The sequence below is a fragment of the Pantoea sp. WEP genome, assembly GCF_041678305.1.
Lineage (GTDB): Bacteria > Pseudomonadota > Gammaproteobacteria > Enterobacterales > Enterobacteriaceae > Pantoea > Pantoea dispersa.
Genome location: NZ_JBGNXB010000001.1, coordinates 981,715 through 1,005,075, shown reverse-complemented (window position 1 = coordinate 1,005,075; position 23,361 = coordinate 981,715). Strand labels below are relative to the sequence as shown.

General features: G+C 58.9%; 21 protein-coding genes, 3 tRNA genes and 1 pseudogene. 9 read left to right on the top strand and 16 right to left on the bottom strand.

Going from position 1 to position 23,361, the window contains the following annotated elements:
• Positions 1-13 precede the first annotated feature (13 nt).
• From ABVR31_RS04530 to ABVR31_RS04505, 6 genes are all read right to left on the bottom strand, one after another.
• Positions 14-1,153: a glycerate kinase gene (locus ABVR31_RS04530; RefSeq protein ID WP_125310159.1), complete on the bottom strand. Its 1,140-nt coding sequence runs from the start codon at positions 1,151-1,153 to the stop codon at positions 14-16.
• Positions 1,154-1,238: 85 nt separating this feature from the next.
• The gene (gene garR, locus ABVR31_RS04525) at positions 1,239-2,123 is read right to left on the bottom strand and encodes a 2-hydroxy-3-oxopropionate reductase (RefSeq protein ID WP_058771604.1); all 885 of its coding nucleotides are present in this window, start codon (positions 2,121-2,123) and stop codon (positions 1,239-1,241) included.
• Positions 2,124-2,142: 19 nt separating this feature from the next.
• A complete protein-coding gene (gene garL, locus ABVR31_RS04520) occupies positions 2,143-2,910 on the bottom strand; it encodes a 2-dehydro-3-deoxyglucarate aldolase (RefSeq protein ID WP_021507370.1) in 768 nt (255 codons plus the stop codon).
• A 52-nt stretch (positions 2,911-2,962) separates the two neighbouring features.
• Positions 2,963-4,294 carry a glucarate dehydratase gene (gene gudD, locus ABVR31_RS04515; RefSeq protein ID WP_058757045.1) on the bottom strand — a complete coding sequence of 444 codons (1,332 nt, stop codon included), beginning with the start codon at positions 4,292-4,294 and terminating at the stop codon, positions 2,963-2,965.
• Between the two features lie 10 nt (positions 4,295-4,304).
• Positions 4,305-5,651, bottom strand: coding sequence for an enolase C-terminal domain-like protein (locus ABVR31_RS04510; protein ID WP_104094368.1), 1,347 nt, complete (start codon positions 5,649-5,651; stop codon positions 4,305-4,307).
• 10 nt (positions 5,652-5,661) lie between these two features.
• Complete coding sequence (locus ABVR31_RS04505) at positions 5,662-7,008, bottom strand: MFS transporter (protein WP_058771607.1); 1,347 nt, start codon at positions 7,006-7,008, stop codon at positions 5,662-5,664.
• 507 nt (positions 7,009-7,515) lie between these two features.
• Here ABVR31_RS04505 and garD point away from each other — a divergent pair.
• A complete protein-coding gene (garD, locus tag ABVR31_RS04500; RefSeq protein WP_132467002.1) occupies positions 7,516-9,075 on the top strand; it encodes a galactarate dehydratase in 1,560 nt (519 codons plus the stop codon).
• 73 nt (positions 9,076-9,148) lie between these two features.
• Here garD and ABVR31_RS04495 read toward each other — a convergent pair whose 3' ends face one another.
• The 4 genes from ABVR31_RS04495 to syd form a co-directional block, all read right to left on the bottom strand.
• Complete coding sequence (locus ABVR31_RS04495) at positions 9,149-9,595, bottom strand: flavodoxin (protein ID WP_021507375.1); 447 nt, start codon at positions 9,593-9,595, stop codon at positions 9,149-9,151.
• A gap of 12 nt (positions 9,596-9,607) precedes the next feature.
• Entirely contained in the window at positions 9,608-10,387 is a 780-nt protein-coding gene (gene truC / locus ABVR31_RS04490; RefSeq protein ID WP_058757049.1) for a tRNA pseudouridine(65) synthase TruC, read from the bottom strand.
• Positions 10,387-10,713: a YqcC family protein gene (locus ABVR31_RS04485; protein WP_058771608.1), complete on the bottom strand. Its 327-nt coding sequence runs from the start codon at positions 10,711-10,713 to the stop codon at positions 10,387-10,389. The genes truC and ABVR31_RS04485 overlap by 1 nt, the downstream gene beginning before the upstream one ends.
• Before the next feature lie 588 nt (positions 10,714-11,301).
• On the bottom strand, positions 11,302-11,850 hold the full coding sequence (gene syd, locus ABVR31_RS04480; RefSeq protein WP_372771900.1) for a SecY-interacting protein: 549 nt from the start codon (positions 11,848-11,850) through the stop codon (positions 11,302-11,304).
• Between the two features lie 62 nt (positions 11,851-11,912).
• On the opposite strand from syd, the gene queF reads away from it, so the two are divergent.
• From queF to xni, 3 genes and pseudogenes are all read left to right on the top strand, one after another.
• Entirely contained in the window at positions 11,913-12,758 is an 846-nt protein-coding gene (gene queF, locus ABVR31_RS04475; RefSeq protein WP_058757052.1) for an NADPH-dependent 7-cyano-7-deazaguanine reductase QueF, read from the top strand.
• A gap of 186 nt (positions 12,759-12,944) precedes the next feature.
• Positions 12,945-14,309 (top strand): nucleotide 5'-monophosphate nucleosidase PpnN, encoded by a 1,365-nt coding sequence (gene ppnN / locus ABVR31_RS04470; RefSeq protein WP_021507381.1) that lies wholly within the window; start codon positions 12,945-12,947, stop codon positions 14,307-14,309.
• 38 nt (positions 14,310-14,347) lie between these two features.
• A pseudogene (gene xni, locus ABVR31_RS04465) lies at positions 14,348-15,116 on the top strand (flap endonuclease Xni).
• Positions 15,117-15,867: 751 nt separating this feature from the next.
• Here xni and rlmM read toward each other — a convergent pair.
• The 4 genes from rlmM to ABVR31_RS04445 form a co-directional block, all read right to left on the bottom strand.
• Complete coding sequence (rlmM, locus tag ABVR31_RS04460) at positions 15,868-16,968, bottom strand: 23S rRNA (cytidine(2498)-2'-O)-methyltransferase RlmM (protein WP_288424824.1); 1,101 nt, start codon at positions 16,966-16,968, stop codon at positions 15,868-15,870.
• Positions 16,961-17,356, bottom strand: coding sequence for a DUF423 domain-containing protein (locus ABVR31_RS04455; protein ID WP_021507384.1), 396 nt, complete (start codon positions 17,354-17,356; stop codon positions 16,961-16,963). The genes rlmM and ABVR31_RS04455 overlap by 8 nt, the downstream gene beginning before the upstream one ends.
• A 50-nt stretch (positions 17,357-17,406) precedes the next feature.
• Entirely contained in the window at positions 17,407-18,324 is a 918-nt protein-coding gene (locus ABVR31_RS04450) for a transcriptional regulator GcvA (RefSeq protein ID WP_010616414.1), read from the bottom strand.
• A gap of 342 nt (positions 18,325-18,666) precedes the next feature.
• Positions 18,667-18,891, bottom strand: a complete 225-nt coding sequence (locus tag ABVR31_RS04445) for a YgdI/YgdR family lipoprotein (RefSeq protein WP_010616412.1) — start codon at positions 18,889-18,891, stop codon at positions 18,667-18,669.
• Between the two features lie 208 nt (positions 18,892-19,099).
• Between ABVR31_RS04445 and csdA the strand changes: the two genes are divergently transcribed.
• Positions 19,100-20,305, top strand: coding sequence for a cysteine desulfurase CsdA (gene csdA, locus ABVR31_RS04440; RefSeq protein ID WP_058771611.1), 1,206 nt, complete (start codon positions 19,100-19,102; stop codon positions 20,303-20,305).
• Positions 20,306-20,309: 4 nt separating this feature from the next.
• Positions 20,310-20,762 (top strand): cysteine desulfurase sulfur acceptor subunit CsdE, encoded by a 453-nt coding sequence (gene csdE, locus ABVR31_RS04435; protein ID WP_021507386.1) that lies wholly within the window; start codon positions 20,310-20,312, stop codon positions 20,760-20,762.
• Here the strand turns inward: csdE and tcdA are convergent.
• A complete protein-coding gene (tcdA, locus tag ABVR31_RS04430; RefSeq protein WP_021507387.1) occupies positions 20,750-21,556 on the bottom strand; it encodes a tRNA cyclic N6-threonylcarbamoyladenosine(37) synthase TcdA in 807 nt (268 codons plus the stop codon). The genes csdE and tcdA overlap by 13 nt on opposite strands.
• Before the next feature lie 60 nt (positions 21,557-21,616).
• Positions 21,617-22,765: a murein transglycosylase A gene (gene mltA / locus ABVR31_RS04425; RefSeq protein ID WP_021507388.1), complete on the bottom strand. Its 1,149-nt coding sequence runs from the start codon at positions 22,763-22,765 to the stop codon at positions 21,617-21,619.
• A 207-nt stretch (positions 22,766-22,972) separates the two neighbouring features.
• Here mltA and ABVR31_RS04420 point away from each other — a divergent pair.
• From ABVR31_RS04420 to ABVR31_RS04410, 3 genes are all read left to right on the top strand, one after another.
• Positions 22,973-23,049 (top strand) — tRNA-Met (locus tag ABVR31_RS04420).
• A gap of 52 nt (positions 23,050-23,101) precedes the next feature.
• A tRNA-Met gene (locus ABVR31_RS04415) sits at positions 23,102-23,178 on the top strand.
• Positions 23,179-23,230: 52 nt separating this feature from the next.
• Positions 23,231-23,307 (top strand) — tRNA-Met (locus ABVR31_RS04410).
• Positions 23,308-23,361: the final 54 nt, after the last annotated feature.

Here is a 23,361-nt window from a genome sequence, read left to right as displayed (position 1 = left end):
CACCGCCTCCCCCCTACAACCCCTGCCCCACCTTAATCGTGGCAGCAACATTCCTTGCCGTCAGGCGGACATTCTGCGCGGCATTGGCCAGCGCCTCTTCCAGCGAACAGATACCCGACAGCACGCTGTACACCGCGTCGATCCCGTGCTGATGCACCACACCGACATCCGCCGTCAGGCTGCCGGCAATACCGATCACCGGCTTATTGAACTGCTTCGCCACCTGCGCTACGCCAACCGGCACTTTGCCGTTGACTGACTGACTGTCGATGCGCCCTTCACCGGTAATCACCAGATCGGCATCCTGCACCTGCTGCGCCAGTCCCAGCGCTTCGGTGACAATCTCAATGCCGCGCCGCAGTTCCGCGTGGCAAAACGCATGCAGCGCCGCGCCCATGCCGCCGGCAGCGCCACCGCCGGCGATGTGCAGCACATCAATATCCAGGTCGCGCTGAATAATCGCGGCGTAATGGCCGAGCGCGGCATCCAGCTGCTGCACCAGCTGCGGCGTGGCCCCTTTCTGCGGGCCAAAAATCGCCGACGCCCCCTCTTCGCCAATCAGCGGATTGGTCACGTCGCACGCCACTTCAATGCGGCACTGCAGCAGGCGCGGATCCAGATCGGCGATATCAATCTTCGCCAGCTGCGGCAGTGCCCCGCCGCCATAGCCAATCCCGCTGCCGTCGCTGTCCAGCAGCCGGGCACCGAGCGCCTGCACCATGCCGGCACCGCCGTCGTTAGTGGCGCTGCCGCCGATGCCGATGATGATGTGATCGACGCCGCGATCCAGCGCATTTTTGATCAGTTCACCGGTACCGTAGGAGGTGGTGATCAGCGGATCACGCTGTGCCGCAGGCACCAGCTCCAGCCCGCTGGCCGCCGCCATCTCAATAAAGGCGGTACGCGCATCACCGGATAATCCGTAAAACGCGTCGACCGGCTCGCCGAGCGGCCCGGTCACCGTCAGTCTGACGATGTTGCCCTGGGTTGCCGCCACCATTGCTTCAACCGTGCCTTCTCCGCCGTCGGCGACCGGTATTTTGACATAGTCAGCGGCGGGGAAAATTTCGCGAAATCCCGCTTCTATCGCGGTAGCCACTTCCAGGGCGGACAAACTCTCTTTGTATGAATCCGGTGCGATGACAATTTTCATAGGCAATCCGAGCGCGGTAGATGACGGAAATCCGTCTGGCTTAGGCAGTACAGCGTCCGGCATCCGCAGACACCGGACGCGGGCACTACCGGGTGATCTCAACTTTGGCTAATTTTTCATAATAGCAAGCCAGCGCGCTATGATCGGACGTACCCTGCCCGTCGACTTTTAGCGCCTGCATCATCTCCATCACCGCCGCGGTCAGCGGCAGATGTGCGCCAATGCCGTGTGAGGTATCAAGTGCATTGGCTAAATCCTTGATATGCAAATCGATACGGAAGCCAGGCTTAAAGTTGCGATCCAGCACCATGGGCGCTTTGGCATCCAGCACGGTGCTGCCCGCCAGACCGCCGCGAATCGCCTGGTAAACCAGTTCCGGATTGACGCCGGCTTTGGTGGCCAGCGACAGCGCTTCTGACATCGCGGCAATGTTGAGCGCCACAATCACCTGGTTGGCCAGTTTAGTGACGTTGCCCGCGCCGATATCGCCGGTGTGCACCACCGAACCGGCCATCGCCTTAAGAACATCGTAGCACTGATCAAACAGCGCTTTATCGCCGCCGACCATTACCGACAGCGTGCCTTCAATCGCTTTTGGCTCACCGCCGCTCACCGGCGCATCCAGCATTCTGATGCCTTTTTCTGCCAGCGCATCATGCACTTCGCGGCTGGCCAGCGGCGCGATGGAGCTCATGTCGATCACCACCAGCCCCGGCTTCGCCCCTTCGATAATGCCGTTCTCGCCCAGACACACCTCTTTCACCTGCGGTGAGTTCGGCACCATGGTGATCACCACATCAACCTGCGCGGCCAGCTCTTTCGGCGTTTTCGCCACGGTGGCACCCAGCTCCACCAGTTCGGCTTCGTTGCTGGCGTTGTGGTCGCGCACCACCAGGGTGTAACCGGCTTTCACCAGGTTTTTACTCATCGGTTTGCCCATGATGCCGAGGCCGATAAATCCAATTTTCATTGCCTTTCCCCTTCGTCAGTTACTGCTTAAATTTGTCGCACAGCGCCTGCGTGGCGTGGCGGAAAACACCCAAATCGCTGCCGACGGCAACAAAGCTGGCACCCCATTCGAGATAACGGCGTGCGTCAGCCTCCACCGGCGCCAGAATCCCGCTCGGCTTACCGGCGGCTTTGGCGCGCTCAAGGATGTAACGGATCACTTTCAGCACTTCCGGATGCGCCGGCTGGCCGAGATAGCCCAGCGCCGCTGACAGATCGCCCGGGCCGACAAAGATGCCGTCTACGCCGTCCACCGCCGCGATGGCGTCAATGTTGTCCACCGCCTGCTGAGTTTCGATTTGCACCAGCACGGTGATATTGTCATTGATGGTGGCGTTGTAGTCCGCCAGCGTGCCGTACATGTTGCTGCGATGCGAAACCGACACGCCGCGAATACCGGCTGGCGGATAACGGGTCGATGCCACCGCGCGCGCCGCCTCTTCTGCGGTTTCCACGAAAGGAATCAGGAAGTTATAGAAGCCAATATCCAGCAGACGCTTGATGATGATCGGCTCATTGCACGGCGGTCGCACCACCGGCGCGCTCGGGCTGCCTTTCAGCGCCATCAGCTGCGGAATAAAGGTGGTGATGTCGTTCGGCGCGTGTTCGCCGTCCAGCACCAGCCAGTCAAAGCCCGCCAGCCCCAGCACTTCCGTGGTGAGAGGATTGGCAAGGGCGCACCAGCTGCCAATCAGGGTTTCCCCTGCCAGCAAACGACGACGAAAAGGGTTGGGCCAGGCATTGCTCATGATCTCTACTCCTGTTATTTAGCACCGCCGCCCGCGGGCGCGCGGAATAAAATCAGCGCACCAGGCACGGACGCTTGTTATCAAATGTCCAGTTCGGCACGAGGAACTGCATCGCCTGCGCATCGTCGCGCGCGCCCAGTCCATGCTGCTGATACAGCGCATGGGCCTGCATCACCTGATCCATGTCCAGTTCGACACCGAGACCCGGCTTCTGCGGCACCTGCACCATGCCGCCCTTGATCTGCAACGGCTCTTTGGTCAGGCGCTGGTTGCCCTCCTGCCAGATCCAGTGGGTGTCGATGGCGGTAATGGCGCCCGGTGCGGCGGCGGCCACATGGGTGAACATCGCCAGCGAAACATCGAAATGGTTGTTGGAGTGCGAACCCCAGGTCAGGCCGAAGTCGTGACACATCTGCGCCACGCGCACCGAGCCCTGCATGGTCCAGAAGTGCGGATCGGCCAGCGGAATATCGACCGACTGCAGCGACAGCGTGTGGCCCATCTGGCGCCAGTCGGTGGCGATCATATTGGTGGCGGTAGGCAGACCGGTGGCGCGCCGGAACTCGGCCATCACTTCACGTCCGGAGTAACCCTGTTCAGCGCCGCACGGATCTTCTGCATAAGCCAGCACGCCTTTCAGCTGTTTACCGAGCAGGATGGCCTCATTCAGCGACCAGGCGCCGTTGGGATCGAGCGTCACGCGCGCCTGCGGGAAACGCTTCGCCAGTGCGGTTACTGCTTCGGCCTCTTCACCGCCGCGCAGTACGCCGCCTTTCAGTTTGAAATCGTTAAAGCCATATTTTTCATAGGCGGCTTCTGCCAGGCGCACCACCGCGTCCGGCGTCAGCGCTTCCTCATGCCGCAGGCGATACCAGTCGCACGGATCATCGGTCTGGCTCTGATACGGCAGTGACGTTTTACGGCGATCGCCGACGTAAAACAGGTAGCCGAGCATCTCGACACGGTCACGCTGCTGTCCTTCGCCCAGCAGCGACGCCACGTTGACGCCCAGATGCTGGCCGAGCAGATCCAGCAGCGCCGCTTCGATGCCGGTCACCACGTGAATGGTGGTGCGCAGGTCAAAGGTCTGATTGCCACGCCCGCTGGCATCGCGATCGGCAAAGGTGGTGCGCACCAGGGTGAGGATATTTTTGTACTCGCCGACGGTTTTTCCGGTCACCAGCGCCGCCGCGTCTTCCAGCGTCTGACGGATTTTCTCGCCGCCGGGGATCTCGCCCACGCCCGTGTGGCCGGCGTTATCTTTCACAATCACGATATTGCGGGTAAAAAACGGCGCGTGGGCACCGCTCAGATTCAGCAGCATGCTGTCGTAACCGGCCACCGGAATGACCTGCATTGATGTAATTTTCGGGGTGTGACTCATTTCCTGCTCCTTATGCATGGCGGCGTCCAAAAGCCGGACGCTTGCGGTCGAACGACCATCCGGGAACCAGATATTGCATTGCCGTGGCGTCATTACGTGCGCCTGCCGGCAGCGATTGATACAGGGCGTTAGCCTGGCGCAGGCGATCCCAGTCCAGCTCAACACCGAGGCCGGGCTTGTCCGGCACGGCAATTTTGCCGTTGCGGATCTGCAGCGGCTCTTTGGTCAGGCGCTGATCGCCCTCCTGCCAAATCCAGTGGGTATCGATGGCGGTCGGTTTACCCGGTGCCGCTGCGCCGACGTGGGTAAACATCGCCAGCGAAATGTCGAAGTGATTATTGGAGTGGCAGCCCCAGGTCAGCCCCCACTCATCACACAGCTGCGCCACGCGTACCGCGCCGCTCAGCGTCCAGAAGTGCGGGTCGGCCAGCGGAATATCGACTGCGTTGAGCATCACCGCGTGGTTCATCTCACGCCAGTTGGTGGCGATCATATTGGTGGCGACCGGCAGACCGGTGGCGCGGCGAAACTCGGCCATGACTTCGCGCCCGGAATACCCCTGCTCGGCACCGCACGGATCTTCGGCATAGGTCAGCACCTCGTGCAGGCCTTTGCACAGCGCGATGGCTTCATCCAGATGCCAGGCGCCGTTGGGATCGACGGTGATGCGCGCGTCCGGGAAACGCTGCTTCAGTGCCACCGCCGAGGCAATCTCCTGCTCGCCCGGCAGCACGCCGCCTTTCAGTTTGAAATCTTTGAAGCCGTACCTGTCCTGCGCCGCTTCGGCTAAGCGCACCACCGCGTCCGGCGTCAGCGCCTCCTGATGGCGCAGGTGATACCAGTCGTGACCGGCCGCGTCGCCGCTCTGATAGGGCAAATCAGTCTTACGCCGATCGCCAATGTAAAACAGGTAGCCCAGCACCGTGACCTCATCGCGCTGCTGACCTGGCCCCAGCAGCTCGGCCACTGGCACGCCGAGGCACTGGCCGAGCAGGTCGAGCAGCGCCGCTTCCAGCGCCGCCACCGCATTGACCCGCAGCTCAAACGTCCAGGCACCGTTGCCGAAGGTATCGAAATCCGCCGACTGGTTACCTTTGTGCACCTGCTGCACCAGCCGGTTCATGCGCGCCACCTGCTGCCCTTTCACCTGCGGTATTGCCGCGACCAGCGTCTCATAGATGGTTTCACCGCCCGGCGCTTCGCCGACGCCGGTGTGACCGGCGCTGTCGGTCAGCACCACGATATTGCGGGTGAAGCAGGCGCTGTGCGCGCCGCCGATGTTGAGCAGCATGCTGTCGTAACCCGCCACCGGAACCACCTGCATGTCGGTAATCACCGGGGAACTTTGCGTATTCATATTCGGTTCCTTATGACCGGGGTTTGAGTTCGACACGTTTGATATCGCCGGTTATCACCAGGAAGCTGAACGCCGCCACAAACGCATGGATGCCGACATAAATCAGCGCCCCTTCAAACGAACCGCTGGTGGCGATGATGTAACCAATGGCAATCGGCGTGACGATGCCAGAGAAGTTACCGAACATATTGAACAGGCCGCCGCTCAGGCCGCTGATCTCTTTGGGTGCGGTATCGGCCATCACCGCCCAGCCCAGCGCGCCAATGCCTTTACCAAAGAACGCCAGCGCCATAAACAGCACCACTACCCATTCGGTTTCGGTGTAGTTACACATCACCATGCTGATGGAGAGCAGCATACCGATGACAATCGGGGTTTTACGCGCGATGTTCAGCGAGCCGGTTTTACGCATCAGGTAGTCTGAAATCACGCCGCCCAGCACGCCGCCGAGGAAGCCGCAGATGGCGGGAATCGAGGCGATCATGCCGGCTTTAAGAATCGACATGCCGCGCGCCTGCACCAGATACACCGGGAACCAGGTAATAAAGAAGTAGGTCAGGGCGTTAACGCAGTACTGACCGAGATAGATCCCCCACATCATGCGGGTGGAGAGCAGTTGCTTAATTTGGAACCACTTCTCATCCCAGCTCACTTTACGCTCGGCTTTCTTCGCATCCATGTTGATCAGCGCACCGCCCTGCTCCATGTACTCCAGCTCGGCTTTGTTCACGCCAGGGTGATCGTTCGGGTCATGAATTACTTTCAGCCAGATAAAGCTGAGAATGATGCCCAGCCCGCCCATGAACCAGAACACGTGCGCCCAGCCCACCTCGGCCACCAGCCAGCCCATGATCGGTGCGAAAATCACCGTGGCGAAGTACTGGGCGGAGTTAAAGATGGCGACGGCGGTACCGCGCTCCTGCGCCGGGAACCAGGCAGCAACAATACGGCTGTTACCCGGGAAAGATGGCGCTTCCGCCAGCCCCACCATGAAGCGCAGCAGGAACAGCGACACCACAATGCCGAAGCCGCTAAAGATGTCGACGAAGCCCTGCAACAGGGTAAACAGCGACCACAGGAAGATGCTCCAGAAATAGACACGTTTGGAGCCGAAGCGGTCCAGCAGCCAGCCGCCAGGAATCTGACCAATAACGTACGCCCACGAGAAGGCGGAGAAGATGTAGCCGAGGCCGACGGAATCGAGACCGATCTCCTTCGACATCGCCGAACCGGCAATCGAAATGGTGGCCCGGTCACCGTAGTTGAACGAGGTGACGATAAATAACATCACCACAATCCAGTAACGGGCGTTGGTGCGCTTCTGCACCGCTGCCGCTGTCTGGCTGTAACTATTCATGATGCACTCCTGAAATATAGCGAACGCTACATTCACTCTGACTGCATACACATCGCGTTGGGTATCAGAATGATGTTGGGTTAAACACGGCGATTGTTGTTATGGCAAAACGATGATGCGTCGTGACGAATAACCAAACGTTGAAGAACGGCAATCAGTATAGGAACAGCATCGCCGCGAAACACTGGAGGAACGCCCGAGGATAATCATCAATCCGGCACGATTTTGTGGCATTTGCCCATAACGCTGCGGCGTGGCTCACGGAACCCGCTATCCAGCCACCAGATTGCTGCAAAAGTGAACAGCAAGCGTACGCTTTGTGAGGCTCTTCACTTGCGTTTGGTAAAACGAACCAAACTGCGCGCCGATCGCGGCACAAAGCCAGTCAGTTGCACAATGCGCGGGTGAATACCCCTGCTTATACTGAGGCTGGCAAATAACGATGATGTGACGGACGTGATTTCAACCGCACCGCTATGACCGGTGCGACGAACCGGAAGGTGAGCAATGAACCGACCTCTGACAGACAAACCGCGCTACATTAAAGTGCACGACGCCGATAACGTGGCGATTGTGGTCAACGATCAGGGATTGCCCGCAGGCAGCCGCTTTGATGACGGTCTGCAGCTGACTGAGCATGTGCCGCAGGGGCACAAAGTGGCGCTGAGCGATATCGCCCTCCACGGTGCCATCGTGCGTTACGGTGAAGTGATTGGCACAGCGCTGCGCCCGATTGCGCGCGGCAGCTGGATTGAGGAGTCGCTGGTGGCGCTGCCCGCCGCCCCACCGCTGGCCAGCCTGCCGCTGGCAACTAACGTGCCGCCGCCCCTGCCACCGCTGGAAGGATACACCTTTGAAGGCTATCGCAATGCCGACGGCAGCGTCGGCACGCGCAATCTGCTCGGCATCACAACCAGCGTGCACTGCGTGGCGGGCGTGGTGGATTACGTGGTGCAGCTGATTGAGCGCGATTTGCTACCGCGCTACAGCAACGTCGATGGTGTGGTGGCGCTCAACCATTTATATGGCTGCGGCGTGGCGATCAACGCACCGGCGGCGGTGGTGCCGATTCGTACCATTCACAACCTTGCACTGAATCCTAATTTTGGCGGCGAAGTGATGGTGGTGAGCCTCGGCTGCGAGAAATTACAGCCGGAGCGCCTGCTGACCGGCACACCGGACGTACAGGCCATTTCGCTGGATGAGCGCGATATCGTGCGCCTGCAGGATGAGCGTCACGTGGGCTTTGGCGCGATGGTCGATGAAATTCTGCAGGTGGCCGAGCGCCATCTGAAAAAACTCAATCAGCGTCAGCGCGAAACCTGCCCGGCGTCAGCGCTGGTGGTCGGCACCCAGTGCGGCGGCAGCGATGCGTTTTCCGGCGTGACGGCCAATCCGGCGGTTGGCTTTGCCTCGGATCTGCTGGTGCGCTGTGGTGCGACGGTGATGTTCTCGGAAGTGACCGAGGTACGCGATGCGATCCATCTGCTGACGCCGCGTGTGGTGAACGAAGCGGTGGGCAAACGGCTGCTGGAGGAGATGGCGTGGTACGACGATTATCTGAGCCAGGGGCAAACCGACCGCAGCGCGAATCCGTCGCCGGGCAATAAAAAAGGCGGCCTGGCCAATGTGGTAGAAAAAGCGCTGGGCTCAATTGCCAAATCCGGCCGCAGCCCGATTGTCGAAGTGCTGTCACCCGGACAGCGCCCGACGCAGCGCGGGTTGATTTACGCCGCCACGCCGGCCAGCGATTTTGTCTGTGGCACCCAGCAGATGGCTTCCGGCATTACGCTACAGGTGTTCACCACCGGACGCGGCACGCCTTACGGTCTGGCGGCGATTCCGGTGATTAAAATGGCGACGCGCAGCGCGCTGGCGAACCGCTGGCATGACCTGATGGACATCAATGCCGGCACCATCGCGACGGGCGAAGAGAGTATTGAACAGGTCGGCTGGCGGCTGTTTGAGCTGATTCTGGATATCGCCAGCGGACGTAAACAGACGTGGTCAGATCGCTGGGGAATCCGTAATCAGCTGGCGGTATTCAATCCGGCACCGGTGACGTGAGGTGCAAAATTAACTTTCGGCGCGATCGGTTCCCTCTCCCGCCTGCGGGAGAGGGTTAGGGTGAGGGCCTGATTTACAACAACTTACCCCAGCTCTCCACCCACGGCGTGGTCACTGACTCTGGCTCCGGATTTTCCGTCGCATCCACCAGCAGCACCTCGCCAATACGCTGCGCCTGCTGCTCCTGCAGCGTGGCATCAAAGGTCTTACCGGCCCCACAGAAGTGGTCGTAACTGCTGTCGCCTAAAGCGATCACGCCATAGCGTAGCTCTGGCTGATAGCCCAGCTCATCGCGCACCTGCACATACAGTCGCGCGATATTGTCCGGAAAATCGCCCTGCCCGGTGGTCGAGGTAACAATTAACGCGACCTCTTTGCTGTAAGCCTGCCAGTCGGCCAGTGACGGATCTTCAAACACCTTCACCTCATGCCCCTGCGCTTCCAGCACCGGCTGCGCCTCTTCGGCAACCAGCAGCGCGTTGCCGTATACCGTACCTGTAAAAATGCCAATCTTTGCCATTTTGCCGCTCCTTTATTCTGTCGGCTTATCCTGGACTGCCTCAGCGGCAAACTCAACCCTCGGCACCTCGGGCAGTTGCTGCTGCCAGCCAAACGATTGCAGCATCTGCTGCCAGACACGATCCAGCCCGGCGCGAATCACCAGCGGTTCGCCGGTCACCGGATGCGTTAGCGTCAGCGCACTGGCGTGCAGCATCAGTCGATCCATGCCAAAGTGGGCTGCGGCACCGCGGTTCTGCCGCAGATCGCCGTGCGAGCTGTCACCAATAATCGGATGACGCAGGTGCGCCATATGGCGTCGCAGCTGATGCTTGCGCCCGGTGTGCGGCGACAGCTCAACCAGCGTATAACGTGCGCTGGGGTACTTGCCGATAGCCACCGGCAGTTCCGCCTGCGCCAGCGCGCGATAATCGGTGACCGCCGGCTGCGGCGCGCGCGGTTCCGTGACAAACTTGTCCGCAATTTTATCCAGCTCTTCCACCAGCGGATAATCCAGCGTTGCGCTACCGTCCAGCCAGCCGCGCACCACTGCGTGATAGGTCTTCTGTATCTGATGCTGTTCAAACTGCTGCGCCAGCAGCCGCCCGATTTCGCTGGAGAGCCCCATCAGCAGCACGCCAGACGTGGGACGATCGAGGCGATGCGCGGTAAATACGTGCTGACCAATCTGATCGCGCACCGTCTGCATCACCACCACTTTCTCTTTGCGATCAAGCCAGCTGCGGTGCACCAGCCAGCCCGCCGGTTTATTCACCGCAACCAGCCATGCATCCTGATAAATGATCTCCAGCATCAGGCATCCGGCGGCGCAAACAGCGCATCAAGCTGGCTGAGCGTCAGCAGCAGCGCTGCATGGCCCGGCGTGGTGGGCGGCAGGGCCATCTCATAATAAGGCGTAACGGCGAAGTTTTGCGGCAGCGCGGCGCCGGCGTCAAGCAGCGCCTGCATGCGCGGCAGCAGGACCCACTGCAGCCATTCGAGCGGCTGCAGGGTATCGAGACAGAAAGGTTGCGTGCTATTAAAGGCTTCCGCCGCCGGGGCGTGCGTCTGCCAGTGGCCGTGTTCGCGCATCACCGCTTCGACCTGCTGCAGCCGCTGAATAATCAGGTGCGTCGACATACGCTACCTCCGCGTCAAAAAGGGGCGGCAAGCATATCATTAGTGGGTGCGCGCGCAAAAACGGCATAAAAAAAGGGAGCACTGTGATTACAGTGCTCCCGGTTCGTTTGCAGCATTCCCGCCACCGCGGTGCTCCCTGCTCATCCATGACAACTGTTCCTGCGCTTTCCGTCGCCTGTCATCTTGACATTGGTCCTTAGCATCCTGGCCCGCCACATCCCGCGTGGCTCTCATTCTCCATCCTGGAGGTGTCCTTTACTCACTCCGGAGTGTCCTGCTTCATCCTGAAGCCTTCCCTGTGACGTAAACTCCGTTACGTTCCTGCCGCCTGGCTGACATTCTCCTGAACGTCTCTCAATCCGTGGCTTCCTGCCAGTGGTGACTATTCTGGCAGAAACCATCGCAATAACAAGTCAGTAAGCGCCGTTAAACGATTAAGCCATGTCTATATTTTCGGATTGATGCCATAACTGCATGATTCACAATATTTTTACATTGCGGACTTCCGGAAGTCTGCACAATGTTCTGGCGATCTCGCACAACAGTTGTGAGAGATCTCTTACAAAGGCTGCGAGAAAAGTCTGCAACTCACGAACTAACCGGTTGTAAAGCATTAAGAAATTTCTGAATATCCACCGCCAGTTTCTGCCGCTTCTTCGTACCCGGCTGCTCCACAATTACCTCGCCGGTCAGATTACACACCGCGATAACATCCTGCTCTGAATCTGTCGTGGCGATAAACAGCGTCGGGCTCTGTTTCAGACGGCGCTTCATCACCAGATGACCAATCAGGTTCTCCTGCAGGCGGGTAAAATCGTCCTCGCTCCACACCTGCAGCAGCGTCAGCGGCTGCTGTGCAAACTGCGCGTGCATGTCGCCGGCAAATTGCGTGGTATAGAACGTGGTGAGGTCCGGCTGCAGCTGAATATCCAGTGCGCGCTCAACGGCTGCCAGCGAGGCTGGCAGGGTAAAATCCTGCGGCTGCCACAGGACACGCTCATCCAGTTCACTGATGATGCAGGGCGACGGCACGCCGTACAGCTCGGCGCTGGCGGGAAAATGGCCGTGCTGCTGCTGCCAGTGCGCTACATAACGGGCGGTAAAATCGCGCAGGGCTTCTGCGGTTTGCTGCATCATTCATCTTCTCACTGGTGATCGGTTACACTGACTCCCTTTGATGGATTTTAGTGGTAACCGTTATGTCTTCTGAAAACCGGGATACGGCGCTGAGCGGCCTGACTTTGGGTAAGCCCACCGCGTATGTTGATCGCTACGATAACACGCTGCTGCAGGCGGTGCCGCGCAGCCTGAATCGCGAGCCGCTCGGGCTCTATCCCGACAACCTGCCGTTCCACGGCGCAGATATCTGGACGCTGTATGAACTCTCCTGGCTAAACAGCAAAGGCGTGCCGCAGGTCGCGGTCGGCGAAGTGGTGCTAAGCGCCGACAGCGTGAATCTGATCGAGTCCAAAAGCTTCAAACTCTATCTTAACAGCTTTAACCAGACGATTTTCGCCGACTGGGGCGCCGTGCGGCAAACGCTGGAGCGCGATCTCAGCGCCTGCGCTAATGGCCAGGTCAGCGTGGCGCTGTTTCGCCTGAGCGAAGTGGAAGGTCAGCCGATCGGGCACTTCGCTGGCGATGTCATCGACGAGCAGGATATCACTATCAGCGATTACGGCTTTAACGCCGATTACCTCGCCAGCGCAACGGGCAGCGAAGTGGTTGAAGAGACGCTGGTCAGCCATCTGCTGAAATCGAACTGTCTGATCACCAATCAGCCGGACTGGGGCTCGGTGATGATTCGCTATCAGGGCCCGCGTATCGATCGCGAAGCGCTGCTGCGCTATCTGATTTCGTTCCGCCAGCACAATGAGTTTCACGAGCAGTGCGTCGAGCGTATTTTTAACGATATTCAGCGCTTTTGTCAGCCAGCAGCATTAACCGTCTACGCGCGCTACACGCGGCGCGGCGGGCTGGATATCAATCCGTGGCGCAGCAATGTTCCTTTCACGCCGGGCTACTCCCGCCTGGTGCGCCAGTAACAGATTGCGAGATGTCTCGCAGGCCGTCGCACGGATGCGCGGTTCCACTTGAGCATTCGCGGCCGACAACGGTACTCTGGTACAGGCGCGAGGGCGACAGCGTGCTTACCGAAGGATTTTCGTCACTGCGCTCAACGGGTTAAGCGCAGCGTCATCAGTCACGCATTTGCGTGTAAAGGAGTTCTCTTGATTACACATATCAGCCCGCTTGGCTCAATGGATCTGCTCTCCCAGCTGGAAGTCGACATGCTGAAGCGTACTGCCAGCAGCGATCTCTACCAGCTGTTTCGTAACTGCTCGCTGGCGGTACTCAACTCCGGCAGCCAGACCGACAGTAGCCACGAACTGCTTTCCCGCTTTGAAAATTTTGACATCAACGTGCTGCGCCGCGAGCGCGGCGTGAAACTGGAGCTGATCAACCCGCCGGAAGAGGCGTTTGTTGACGGCCGGATTATCCGTTCGCTGCAGGCGAACCTGTTTGCCGTACTGCGCGATATTCTGTTTGTTAACGGTCAGCTCTCGGCAGCGGATCGTCTGCAGAATCAGGATGTCACCGACTCCGCGCACATCACCAATCAGGTGTTCTCTATTCTGCGCAACGCACGCGCGCTGCACGTGGGCGAATATCCCAACACCGTGGTGTGCTGGGGCGGTCACTCCATCAACGCGGTCGAATATCAATATTGCCGCAATGTCGGGACCCAGATGGGCCTGCGCGAACTGAACATTTGTACCGGCTGTGGTCCAGGCGTGATGGAAGCGCCGATGAAAGGGGCGGCGGTAGGCCATGCACAGCAGCGCTATCACGACAGCCGGTTTATCGGCCTGACCGAACCGTCGATCATCGCTGCGGAGCCACCTAACCCGCTGGTGAATGAACTGATCATCATGCCGGATATCGAAAAGCGTCTGGAAGCCTTTGTGCGCATCGCGCACGGCATCGTGATCTTCCCGGGCGGCGTGGGTACGGCAGAAGAGCTGTTGTATCTGCTGGGCATTCTGATGAATCCGCAGAACAGCGATCAGGTCCTGCCGCTGATCCTCACCGGGCCAAAAGAAAGCGCCGATTACTTCCGCGTGCTGGATGATTTCATCGTTAATACGCTGGGTGAAGCCGCGCGCCGGCATTACAAAATCATCATTGATGATGCTGCGGAAGTGGCGCGTCTGATGAAGAAAGCCATGCCGCAGGTGAAAGAGTACCGCCGCGAAACCGGCGATGCCTACAGCTTCAACTGGTCGATTCGCATTGCGCCGGATCTGCAGGTGCCGTTCCTGCCGACCCACGAAAATATGGCCAACCTCAAGCTGTTCCCGAATCAGCCAGCAGAAAAACTGGCAGCGGATCTGCGGCGTGCCTTCTCGGGCATCGTGGCCGGTAACGTCAAAGAGATGGGGATCCGCGAAATCCGGGAAAAAGGTCCGTATCAGCTGCAAGGCGATGCCGATCTGATGCACCGTATGGACGAACTGCTGCAGGGCTTCGTCGCGCAGCAGCGCATGAAGCTGCCCGGCAGTGCTTACATCCCCTGCTACGAAATCATCAAATAACCCATCAGGAAGGCAGCCTGCGGGCTGCCGGTATCACTATGTCGCTTCATCTGCTTATTATCGACGCGCTCAATCTGATCCGCCGCCTGCACGCCGTGCAGGGTTCGCCCTGTCGCGAGGCCTGCGTGGCGGCGCTGCATCAGCTGCTGGGTCACACGCGGCCAACGCACGTGGTGGCGGTGTTTGACAGCCATGACCGACAGCCTGGCTGGCGTCATCAGTTATTGCCGGATTACAAAGCGGGCCGCCCGCCGATGCCGGACGATTTACAGCAGGAGATGGCCTCGCTGCAGGCGGCCTTTGAGGCCAGCGGTGTCAGCTGCTGGGTTGCCGAACGAGGATGAAGCGGACGATCTGGCCGCGACGCTGGCAGTGAAGATGGCCGACGCCGGTCATCAGGCCACCATCGTTTCCACCGATAAAGGTTACTGCCAGCTGCTGGCGCCGAGCATCCGCATCCGCGATTATTTTCAGAAGCGCTGGCTGGACGTGCCGTTTATCGAACAGGAGTTCGGCGTCGCGCCGGCCCAGCTGGCGGATTACTGGGGCTTATGCGGTATCAGCAGCAGCAAAATTCCAGGCGTGCCCGGCATCGGACCGAAAAGCGCGCGGGAACTGCTGCTGCAGTTTGGTTCGCTCGAGGCGCTGTATCAGCAGCTGGATCAGGTACCTGAGAAGTGGCAGAAGAAGTTACGCGATCACCGCGCGATCGCCGAGGTGTGCCGACAGGTGTCAACGCTGAAGCGGGATTTGGTGTTGCAGGGGAATTTAAATACCCTGCGGTATCAGGGTCCGGTGCGTCACTGAGGTCGCCATGAATGGCGCCCCTACAGCAGCACGGCAAGCCTGAGCTGTTCAGGTAAATTCAATCCCACACATTGCGCGATGAATCGCGCCGCTACGGGTTAGTGCACCTAATTTCTGCGAAATAATTTGTGCCATCGCAGGACGGCAAGCCCGAGCTGGTCAGGCAGGTTTCAGCCCCATTCCACACCGGTTGTGGTTTTGGTAGCGGCGCAATTTATTGCGCGATGAATCGCGCCGCTACAAATGTTATGCGGCCTGCAGTTACCTGCATTAATACGAAGCAGCCAATCTGCGAAATAATTTGTGCTAGCGCAAGGCGGCAAGCCTGAGAGTCCCCGGGAGCATACATCAGTATGTGACCGGGGCGAGCAGGCGCTGCCAACGCCGCGATAGTGCAAAGAATGAAGCAGAAGTTCTGCGAAATAATTTGTGCCACCGCAGGACGGCAAGCCCGAGCTGGTCAGGCAGGTTTCAGCCCCATTCCACACCGGTTGTGGTTTTGGTAGCGGCGCAATTTATTGCGCGATGAATCGCGCCGCTACAAATGTTATGCGGCCTGCAGTTACCTGCATTAATACGAAGCAGCCAATCTGCGAAATAATTTGTGCTAGCGCAAGGCGGCAAGCCTGGGAGTCCCCGGGAGCATACATCAGTATGTGACCGGGGCGAGCAGGCGCAGCCAACGCTGCGGTAGTGCAAAGTATGAAGCAGGCGCAGCCAACGCCGCGATAGTGCAAAGTATGAAGCAGGCCTAGCGTTCGTCGCGCCGTCCGCCGACTGCCGCCCAGATCCGGCGCACATGCACGGTCACTTCTTCGCGGTCGTGATACAGCTGGCGCGCCTGGATCTGCGCGTTTACGCCCTTCTCCTTCAGCGCCGCGTCCATCATTGCCAGGTTCTGCGTGACTTCTTCATAGCGCTTTTTCATTGGCAGCTTGAGGTTGAAGATCGCCTCACGGCACCAGCCGTTGACCAGCCATTCGGTCATCAGGCTGGCGACGCGCACCGGTTTTTCCACCATGTCGCACACCAGCCAGCTGATGTTGCTGCGCGGCGGGCGAAATTTGAACCCGTCTTCGCGACAGTGCGTAACCTGTCCGGTATCCATCAGGCTCGGCGCCATCGGGCCGTTATCCACCGCGTAGACCCACATGCTGCGCTTCACCAGCTGATAGGTCCAGCCGCCGGGGCAGGCACCAAGATCGACCGCATACATGCCGCTGCCCAGCCGTTCATCCCACTCATCGGCCGGCACGAACACATGGAATGCTTCTTCCAGCTTCAGCGTAGAGCGGCTTGGCGCATCGGCCGGGAACTTCAGGCGCGGAATGCCCATGTAAAACGGCGAGTTGTTGTGCGGCAGCGAATAACCAACGTAGCAGGTGCCCGGCGCGATAAAGAACACATGCACCACCGGACGTTTATTGCTCTCATAATTCAGCAGGATTTTGCTGTCGCGCAGGCCGGCGCGCAGCGGTACCGTCAGCTTGCGGCAAAATTTGGTCAGCTCTTTGGCTTCATTGGTGTCGGGCACTTCAACGCGCAGCTCGCCGCCCTTCTCCACTACGCCGCTCAGCATACCGACGATCGGGGTGATACGATCTTCTGTCGGGAGATCGCGCAGCAGCTCGCCCACCACCAGCATTTGCCGGGCAAAAATCAGCTCTGCGAACGGCAGCGTGGCGATCAGTTTTTCCGCCTCTTCCGGCTGATAGCACTCAAACAGCACGTAACCGGCGTCATCTTTAACACGCGGAAAACCGTAGATTTCACGTTCCGCTGCTTTGGCACTGATTTCTGCCGCACACTCTTTCTCAAATCCCGGACGGCAATAGAGTAAAACTTTATTCATGGCGATCTGCCTTTCGTTTCAGACGCAGCGCGCCAATCAACATCAAAAACCAGCCAATCAGGAAGCACAGGCCCCCAACCGGCGTAACAAACACCCAAAACTTCAGGTGTGACAGCGCCAGACAATACAGGCTGCCGCTGAACAGGACGATACCCAGCGCCATCGCGGCGCTACTCCAGTAAAACCAGATATTGGCGCGACGCAGCATCGCTGCGCCAATACCGATAATCGCCAGCGTATGATACGCCTGATATTCAAGGCCGGTATGGATCCACGCCATCTCGGCCGCGCCGAGCGCTTTGCTCAGCACGTGCGCCCCAAAAGCACCAAACGCCACCAGCAGAAAGCCGCTGATGGCGGCAAATATAAACATGGCACGACTGGACATTCATTTATCCTCAAGGTGAAACCGCACATCACTGTGCGGCAGGCAACGCGTTAGTGATCGTAGCGGAAGCGGAATTTTTCTTGTTCAGTTGCGGCTTTTTCCAGAATCCACTGCCGAAAGGCGGCTATTTTACCCAGTTCTGCCTGGCTGTCATGACAAACCAGATAAAAAGCATTTTTACTCACTAAGACATCGTTGAAAGGACAGACCAGACGTCCGGCCTCAATTTCACTCTGCGCCATCACGTTATTGGCCAGCGCCACGCCCTGGCCGTGGATCGCCGCCTGCAGCACCATGGCGCTGTGGCTGAAGATCGGCCCCTGCTGAACATTGATGTGCTGCAAGCCCAGCTGACGAATATAGGATTGCCAGTCACGGCGCGAGGCGTCATGCAGCAGCGTGAAATGCGCCAGATCGGCCGGTGATTTGAGCGGATTGTCGCCAGTCAGCAGCAGCGGCGAGCACACCGGCAGCAGATATTCGGCATACAATTTCTCTACCCGCAAACCGGGCCAGTTGCCGCGGCCATAAAAAATCGCCACGTCGACATCGTCGGCCAGCTTCTCCTCATCACGGTCCACCGCCTGGATACGCACATCAATGCCCGGATAAGCCAGATTAAAGCTGGAGAGGCGCGGAACCAGCCACTGAATGGCGAAACTCGGCAACAGGCTGACGGTGAGAGCCCCTTTGGCACTGCGCGCCTGCAGTTTGCGCGTGGCATCGTTCAGTGCCGAAAAAATCTCTTTGATATCGAGATAGTAGCTTTGACCCTCTTCGGTCAGTAACAGCGAACGATTGCGCCGGCGAAACAGCTTGAGACCGAGAAAATCTTCCAGCGATTTAATCTGATGGCTGACAGCCGCCTGGGTCACAAACAGCTCCTCAGCGGCTTTGGTGAAGCTCAAATGACGGGCCGCAGCGTCGAAGACGCGAAGAGCATTAAGCGGCGGAAGGCGTTTTGACATGGTTTTCCGTACCCGGATTGACAGCGTAACACTGCAACTTATACAAAGTCGTTACGTATTAGATTTTTTAATCCGAGACATTATAATTTGTCCGTTGAGGAAGCTCCAGCAAATACCTATAGTTGCCGCACTTCCTGAGCCGGAACGAAAAGATTTCTGGAAACGTGCGAGAGATCGCAGACTTTTAGAGAGCTTTTGGCTTGTGGTCGTGATGTTGTGTTTGCATTTTGATCTGACGATTGCAGATCAAACTTTTAATTCCTGTAGATTTACCCTGTCTGTCCATAGTGATTTTAAATAGCACCGCAAATTGCGGTGCTTTTTTTTACCTGCTAGCCGGGCTTACTGGCCCATTTCCACCATCTCTTTCACATCTGAGCGGTTAATCTGCTGCTCGTTGCCATTGGCATCTTTATAGCTGATCATACCGGTTTCATCGTCAACTTTTGGTTTGCCATCCGCAACAATGGTGCGACCATCATTAGTATGCATGACGTAGTTGCTGGAACAGGCGGCCAGGGTAAAGGCCATGGTGCACACGGCCAGCACTGCGGCGAGTTTATTCATCTTCTATCTCCTTGCAGATTGATTGCATTAAACCACCCGCGTGCGCTGACCAGTGGCAGCAAACAGAGCGATCGACTGGAACAGACCGATTCGTTATGCGGGTTTCGGTTCAAACCTTGCAATAATTAGCATAACGCGCTTTTCCAGCTTTGCCAGGCCACGGCGTGGCTTTCAGCCTGGTCCTAACATCCAAGTAAGTGAGCTGAGTATGACCCATTTCTCTCCTGGCGAGTTTCGTCAGCAGTTTCCCGCGCTGAGCGATGCGGGTGTCTATCTCGACAGCGCTGCCACCGCGCTGAAGCCGCAGGCGGTGATTGACGCGACCGCGCAGTTTTATTCGCTGAGCGGCGGCACCGTCCACCGCAGCCAGTTCGCCGCTGCCCGCGCGCTGACAGCACAATATGAACAGGCGCGGGCGCGTGTGGCGCACTGGCTGCAGGCGGCGGACGATCGGCAAATCGTCTGGACGCGTGGCACCACGGAGGCCATCAACCTGGTGGCGCACAGCTGGCTGGCACCGCGTCTGCAACCGGGCGACGAGATTGTGGTAAGCGAAGCCGAGCACCACGCCAATCTGGTGCCGTGGCTGATGGTGGCGCAGGCCAGCGGTGCGAAAGTGGTGAAATGGCCGATTGGCGCTGACCGACGGCCGGATATCGCCCTGCTGCCGCAGTTGCTCAACGCGCGCACCCGGCTGCTGGCGATAGGTCAGATGTCTAACGTGACCGGTGGCTGTCCGGATCTGGCGCAGGCGATTACGCTGGCGCACGGCGTTGGGGCGAAAGTGATGGTGGATGGCGCGCAGGGCGTAGTGCACTGCCCGCCGGATGTGCAGGCGCTGGATATCGACTTCTACGCCTTTTCCGCGCACAAGCTGTATGGTCCGATGGGCACTGGTGTGCTGTACGGCAAAGCGGAGCTGCTGGACGCGATGCCGCCGTGGCAGGGCGGCGGCAAAATGCTGACGCAGGTCGATTTCAGCGGCTTCACGCCGCAGCCGGTGCCGTGGCGCTTTGAAGCAGGCACGCCGAACGTGGCGGGCGTGGTCGGGCTGAGTGCGGCGCTGGACTGGCTGGGGCAGTACGATGCGGAAAAAGCCGAACGCTGGAGCCAGCAGCTGGCCAGCCTTGCCGAAGAACAACTCAGCGCTATTCCCGGCTTCCGCAGTTTCCGCTGCGGCAGCGCCAGCCTGCTGGCGTTTGATATCGCCGGTATTCACCACAGCGATATCGTGACGCTGCTGGCGGAACAGGGCATCGCGCTGCGCGCCGGCCAGCACTGTGCCCAGCCGCTGATGGCGGCGCTTGGCGTCAGCGGCACGCTGCGCGTCTCATTTGCCCCCTATAATAATCTGCAGGACGTGGACGCGCTGGTGCGCGCCATGCACCATGCCGTGGATTTACTGAGTGAGTAACGTAATGACATCAGCCCTGCTTGCCCCCCATCCGTTTGGTGACCTGATTACCGAAGCCAGCCTGACGGAGAAGTTTGCCCATTTTCATCAGTGGGAAGATCGCTACCGCCAGCTGATTCAGCTCAGCCGCCAGCTGCCGGCGCTGCCGGAAGCGCTGAAAACGGCGGAAATTGAGCTATCCGGCTGCGAAAACCGCGTCTGGCTCAGCAGCCAGCAGCGGGCCGACGGCACGCTGCATTTTTACGGCGACAGTGAGGGGCGCATTGTGCGCGGATTGCTGGCGGTGCTACTGACAGCGGTGGAAGGAAAAACGCCCGCGGCGTTGTTAGCCACAGACCCGCTGGCGCTGTTTGATACCTTAGGGCTGCGCGCGCAGCTGAGCGCCTCGCGCAGCAGTGGTTTACAGGCGCTGGCAGAGGCGGTACAGCGTGCCGCCCGCGCGCATCAGGCAGACTGACGCGCCGCGCGCGCGAGGAATTTTTTCAGCGCGTGCGACACCGCAACAAAACCAAAGGTGGCGGTCACCATGGTGGCCGCACCAAAGCCGGCGGCACAGTCCATGCGCTTTGGCCCTTCCGCCGTGCTGCGCGAAGCGCATACGCTGCCGTCCGGCTGCGGATACACCAGCGCCTCGGTAGAGAATACGCAGTCGATCCCCAGTTTACCCTTGCTGTTTTTCACTACGCCAAAATCACTTTTCAGCCGCTCGCGCAGTTTGGCAGCCAGCGGATCCTGAATGGTTTTGGCTAAGTCACTGACCTGAATCTGCGTCGGATCGATCTGTCCGCCGGCGCCACCGGTGGTGATCAGCGGGATCTTATTACGCCGGCACCAGGCAATCAGCGCAGCCTTAGGGCGCACGCTATCAATCGCGTCAATCACATAGTCGAACCCCGCCGCCATCAGCTCCGCGGTATTGTCCGGCGTGATAAAGTCATCGATGCAGATCACCTCACACTCCGGATTGATGGCGTGAATACGCTGCGCCATCACCTCGGTTTTCGCCTGGCCGACATGCCCCTGCAAGGCATGAATCTGACGGTTGGTATTGGTAATACACACATCATCCATGTCGATCAGGGTAATTTTACCGATGCCGGTGCGTGCCAGCGCTTCGGCCGCCCAGGAACCGACGCCGCCAATGCCGATGACGCAGAAATGCGCGTCGGCAAAACGCTGCAGTGCTTCCTGCCCGTAGAGACGCGCCGTGCCGCCAAATCGCTGGCGCCAGGCGTCGCTGACAACTTTCATAGCTAACCTTTTAGTACGATGCGCAGACGCGCCCCCGACAAACCCAGGGTGCGCAGCCTATCAATTTGCGCCGATAATCAATGAACCATTATTGCCGTTTTGCGGATTGCTGAACAGCGGCTGGCCGGTTCCCGGTGCGGCTTTCAGCACCCAGACGCGGCCATAATGGTTGTAGAAGCCCGCCAGATGCGCCGCATCCGGGCCGACGCCCTGGTAGATATCGAAGTGCTGGCCTTTGATCGCGCCGCCCACGTCCAGCGCGACCATCAGGCGCATCTCATATTTGCCGTTGAATTTGCCCTTCTCATTCAGCTGCGGCACTTCAGCCAGCAGCGCCGTGCCGGCGGGAATCAGTGAACGATCGGACGCCACCGAGGCTTTGGCAATCAGCGGTACCGCGCTGGCACCGCGCACCGGCACATACTCTTCCGGCTTGAAGAACACGAACGACTGGTTGGTTTCCAGTACGTTGCGCACTTCCTGCGGCGAGTGCTCCTGCGCCCACTGCCGAATCGCCTGCATCGACATGTCTTCGCGCTTCACTTCACCGCGATCGATCAGCTCTTTACCAATACTGTGGTAAGCCCAGCCGTTCTTGCCGCCGTAACCGAAGAAACGCAGCGGACGGCCATCGCCGAAATCGACATAGCCGCTGCCCTGCACGTCCATCATAAAGTTGTCGATCAGCGAGTTGCTCCAGGCAATCACATAACGCTCATCCAGTGCGCCACTATAGATAGAAGCGCGGCTTGGCAGCTTCTGTCCGCGCGGACGCGGCGGCATGCGATAAATCGGATACTGGAATTCGCCCTGACGGGTATAACGCGCTTCCACCACCGGCGTGTAGTAACCGGTAAACTGTACGTTGCCGTAGCTGTCGGTGCCTTCCATCTGATAGGCGTTCAGGCCGAACTGGCGCAGCTGACGCGTATCGGCGCCGGAGAGCAGCCAGTTCTGAATCGCACTGTAAGTGCCGAGGTTGCGGCCATACAGACCGGACGACGCCGACTGGATCTGCTGCACCTGCAGGCCGAAATCACGGCCATTGACCGGACGCCCTTTGGCGTTCGGCTCATTCACCAGCCCGAGCGGTTGCTCCAGCTTGCCATCAATATATTGCTGACCGCGATCGGTCGGCTTAGAGCTACAACCGGCTAACAGCGCCAGAAATGCGCCAGTAAGTGCATACTTCGCCCAATGTCCTTTCATTACCTTCTCTTTTTAAGCTGGTTGTTTGCACGGCGACGATAGCAAAGGGGCAGATAGAATGAAATCTGCCGCAGGCTAGCGCGCTCACATCTGTATAATAAATCGTCCAATGGCCAAATAATTCAGCAACTGTTTGTCTATTTAGCGCTTTAACGCAAAAAAGGGGTTGCATCATCATACGCCCGGTGTATAGTGCGCATCCACGGACGCGGGGTGGAGCAGCCTGGTAGCTCGTCGGGCTCATAACCCGAAGGTCGTCGGTTCAAATCCGGCCCCCGCAACCAATTCTTCGTGATGAAGAGACAATGTGGCAAGTCGCTTAGCGCGACAGACGGACGCGGGGTGGAGCAGCCTGGTAGCTCGTCGGGCTCATAACCCGAAGGTCGTCGGTTCGAATCCGGCCCCCGCAACCAATTGTCTTAACGAAGAATACAATGTGCAAAGTCGCTCAGTGCGACAGACGGACGCGGGGTGGAGCAGCCTGGTAGCTCGTCGGGCTCATAACCCGAAGGTCGTCGGTTCGAATCCGGCCCCCGCAACCACTTCTTCTGACGAAGAACATCACAACACCCTGACGGGTGTTTTTTTGTTTCTGC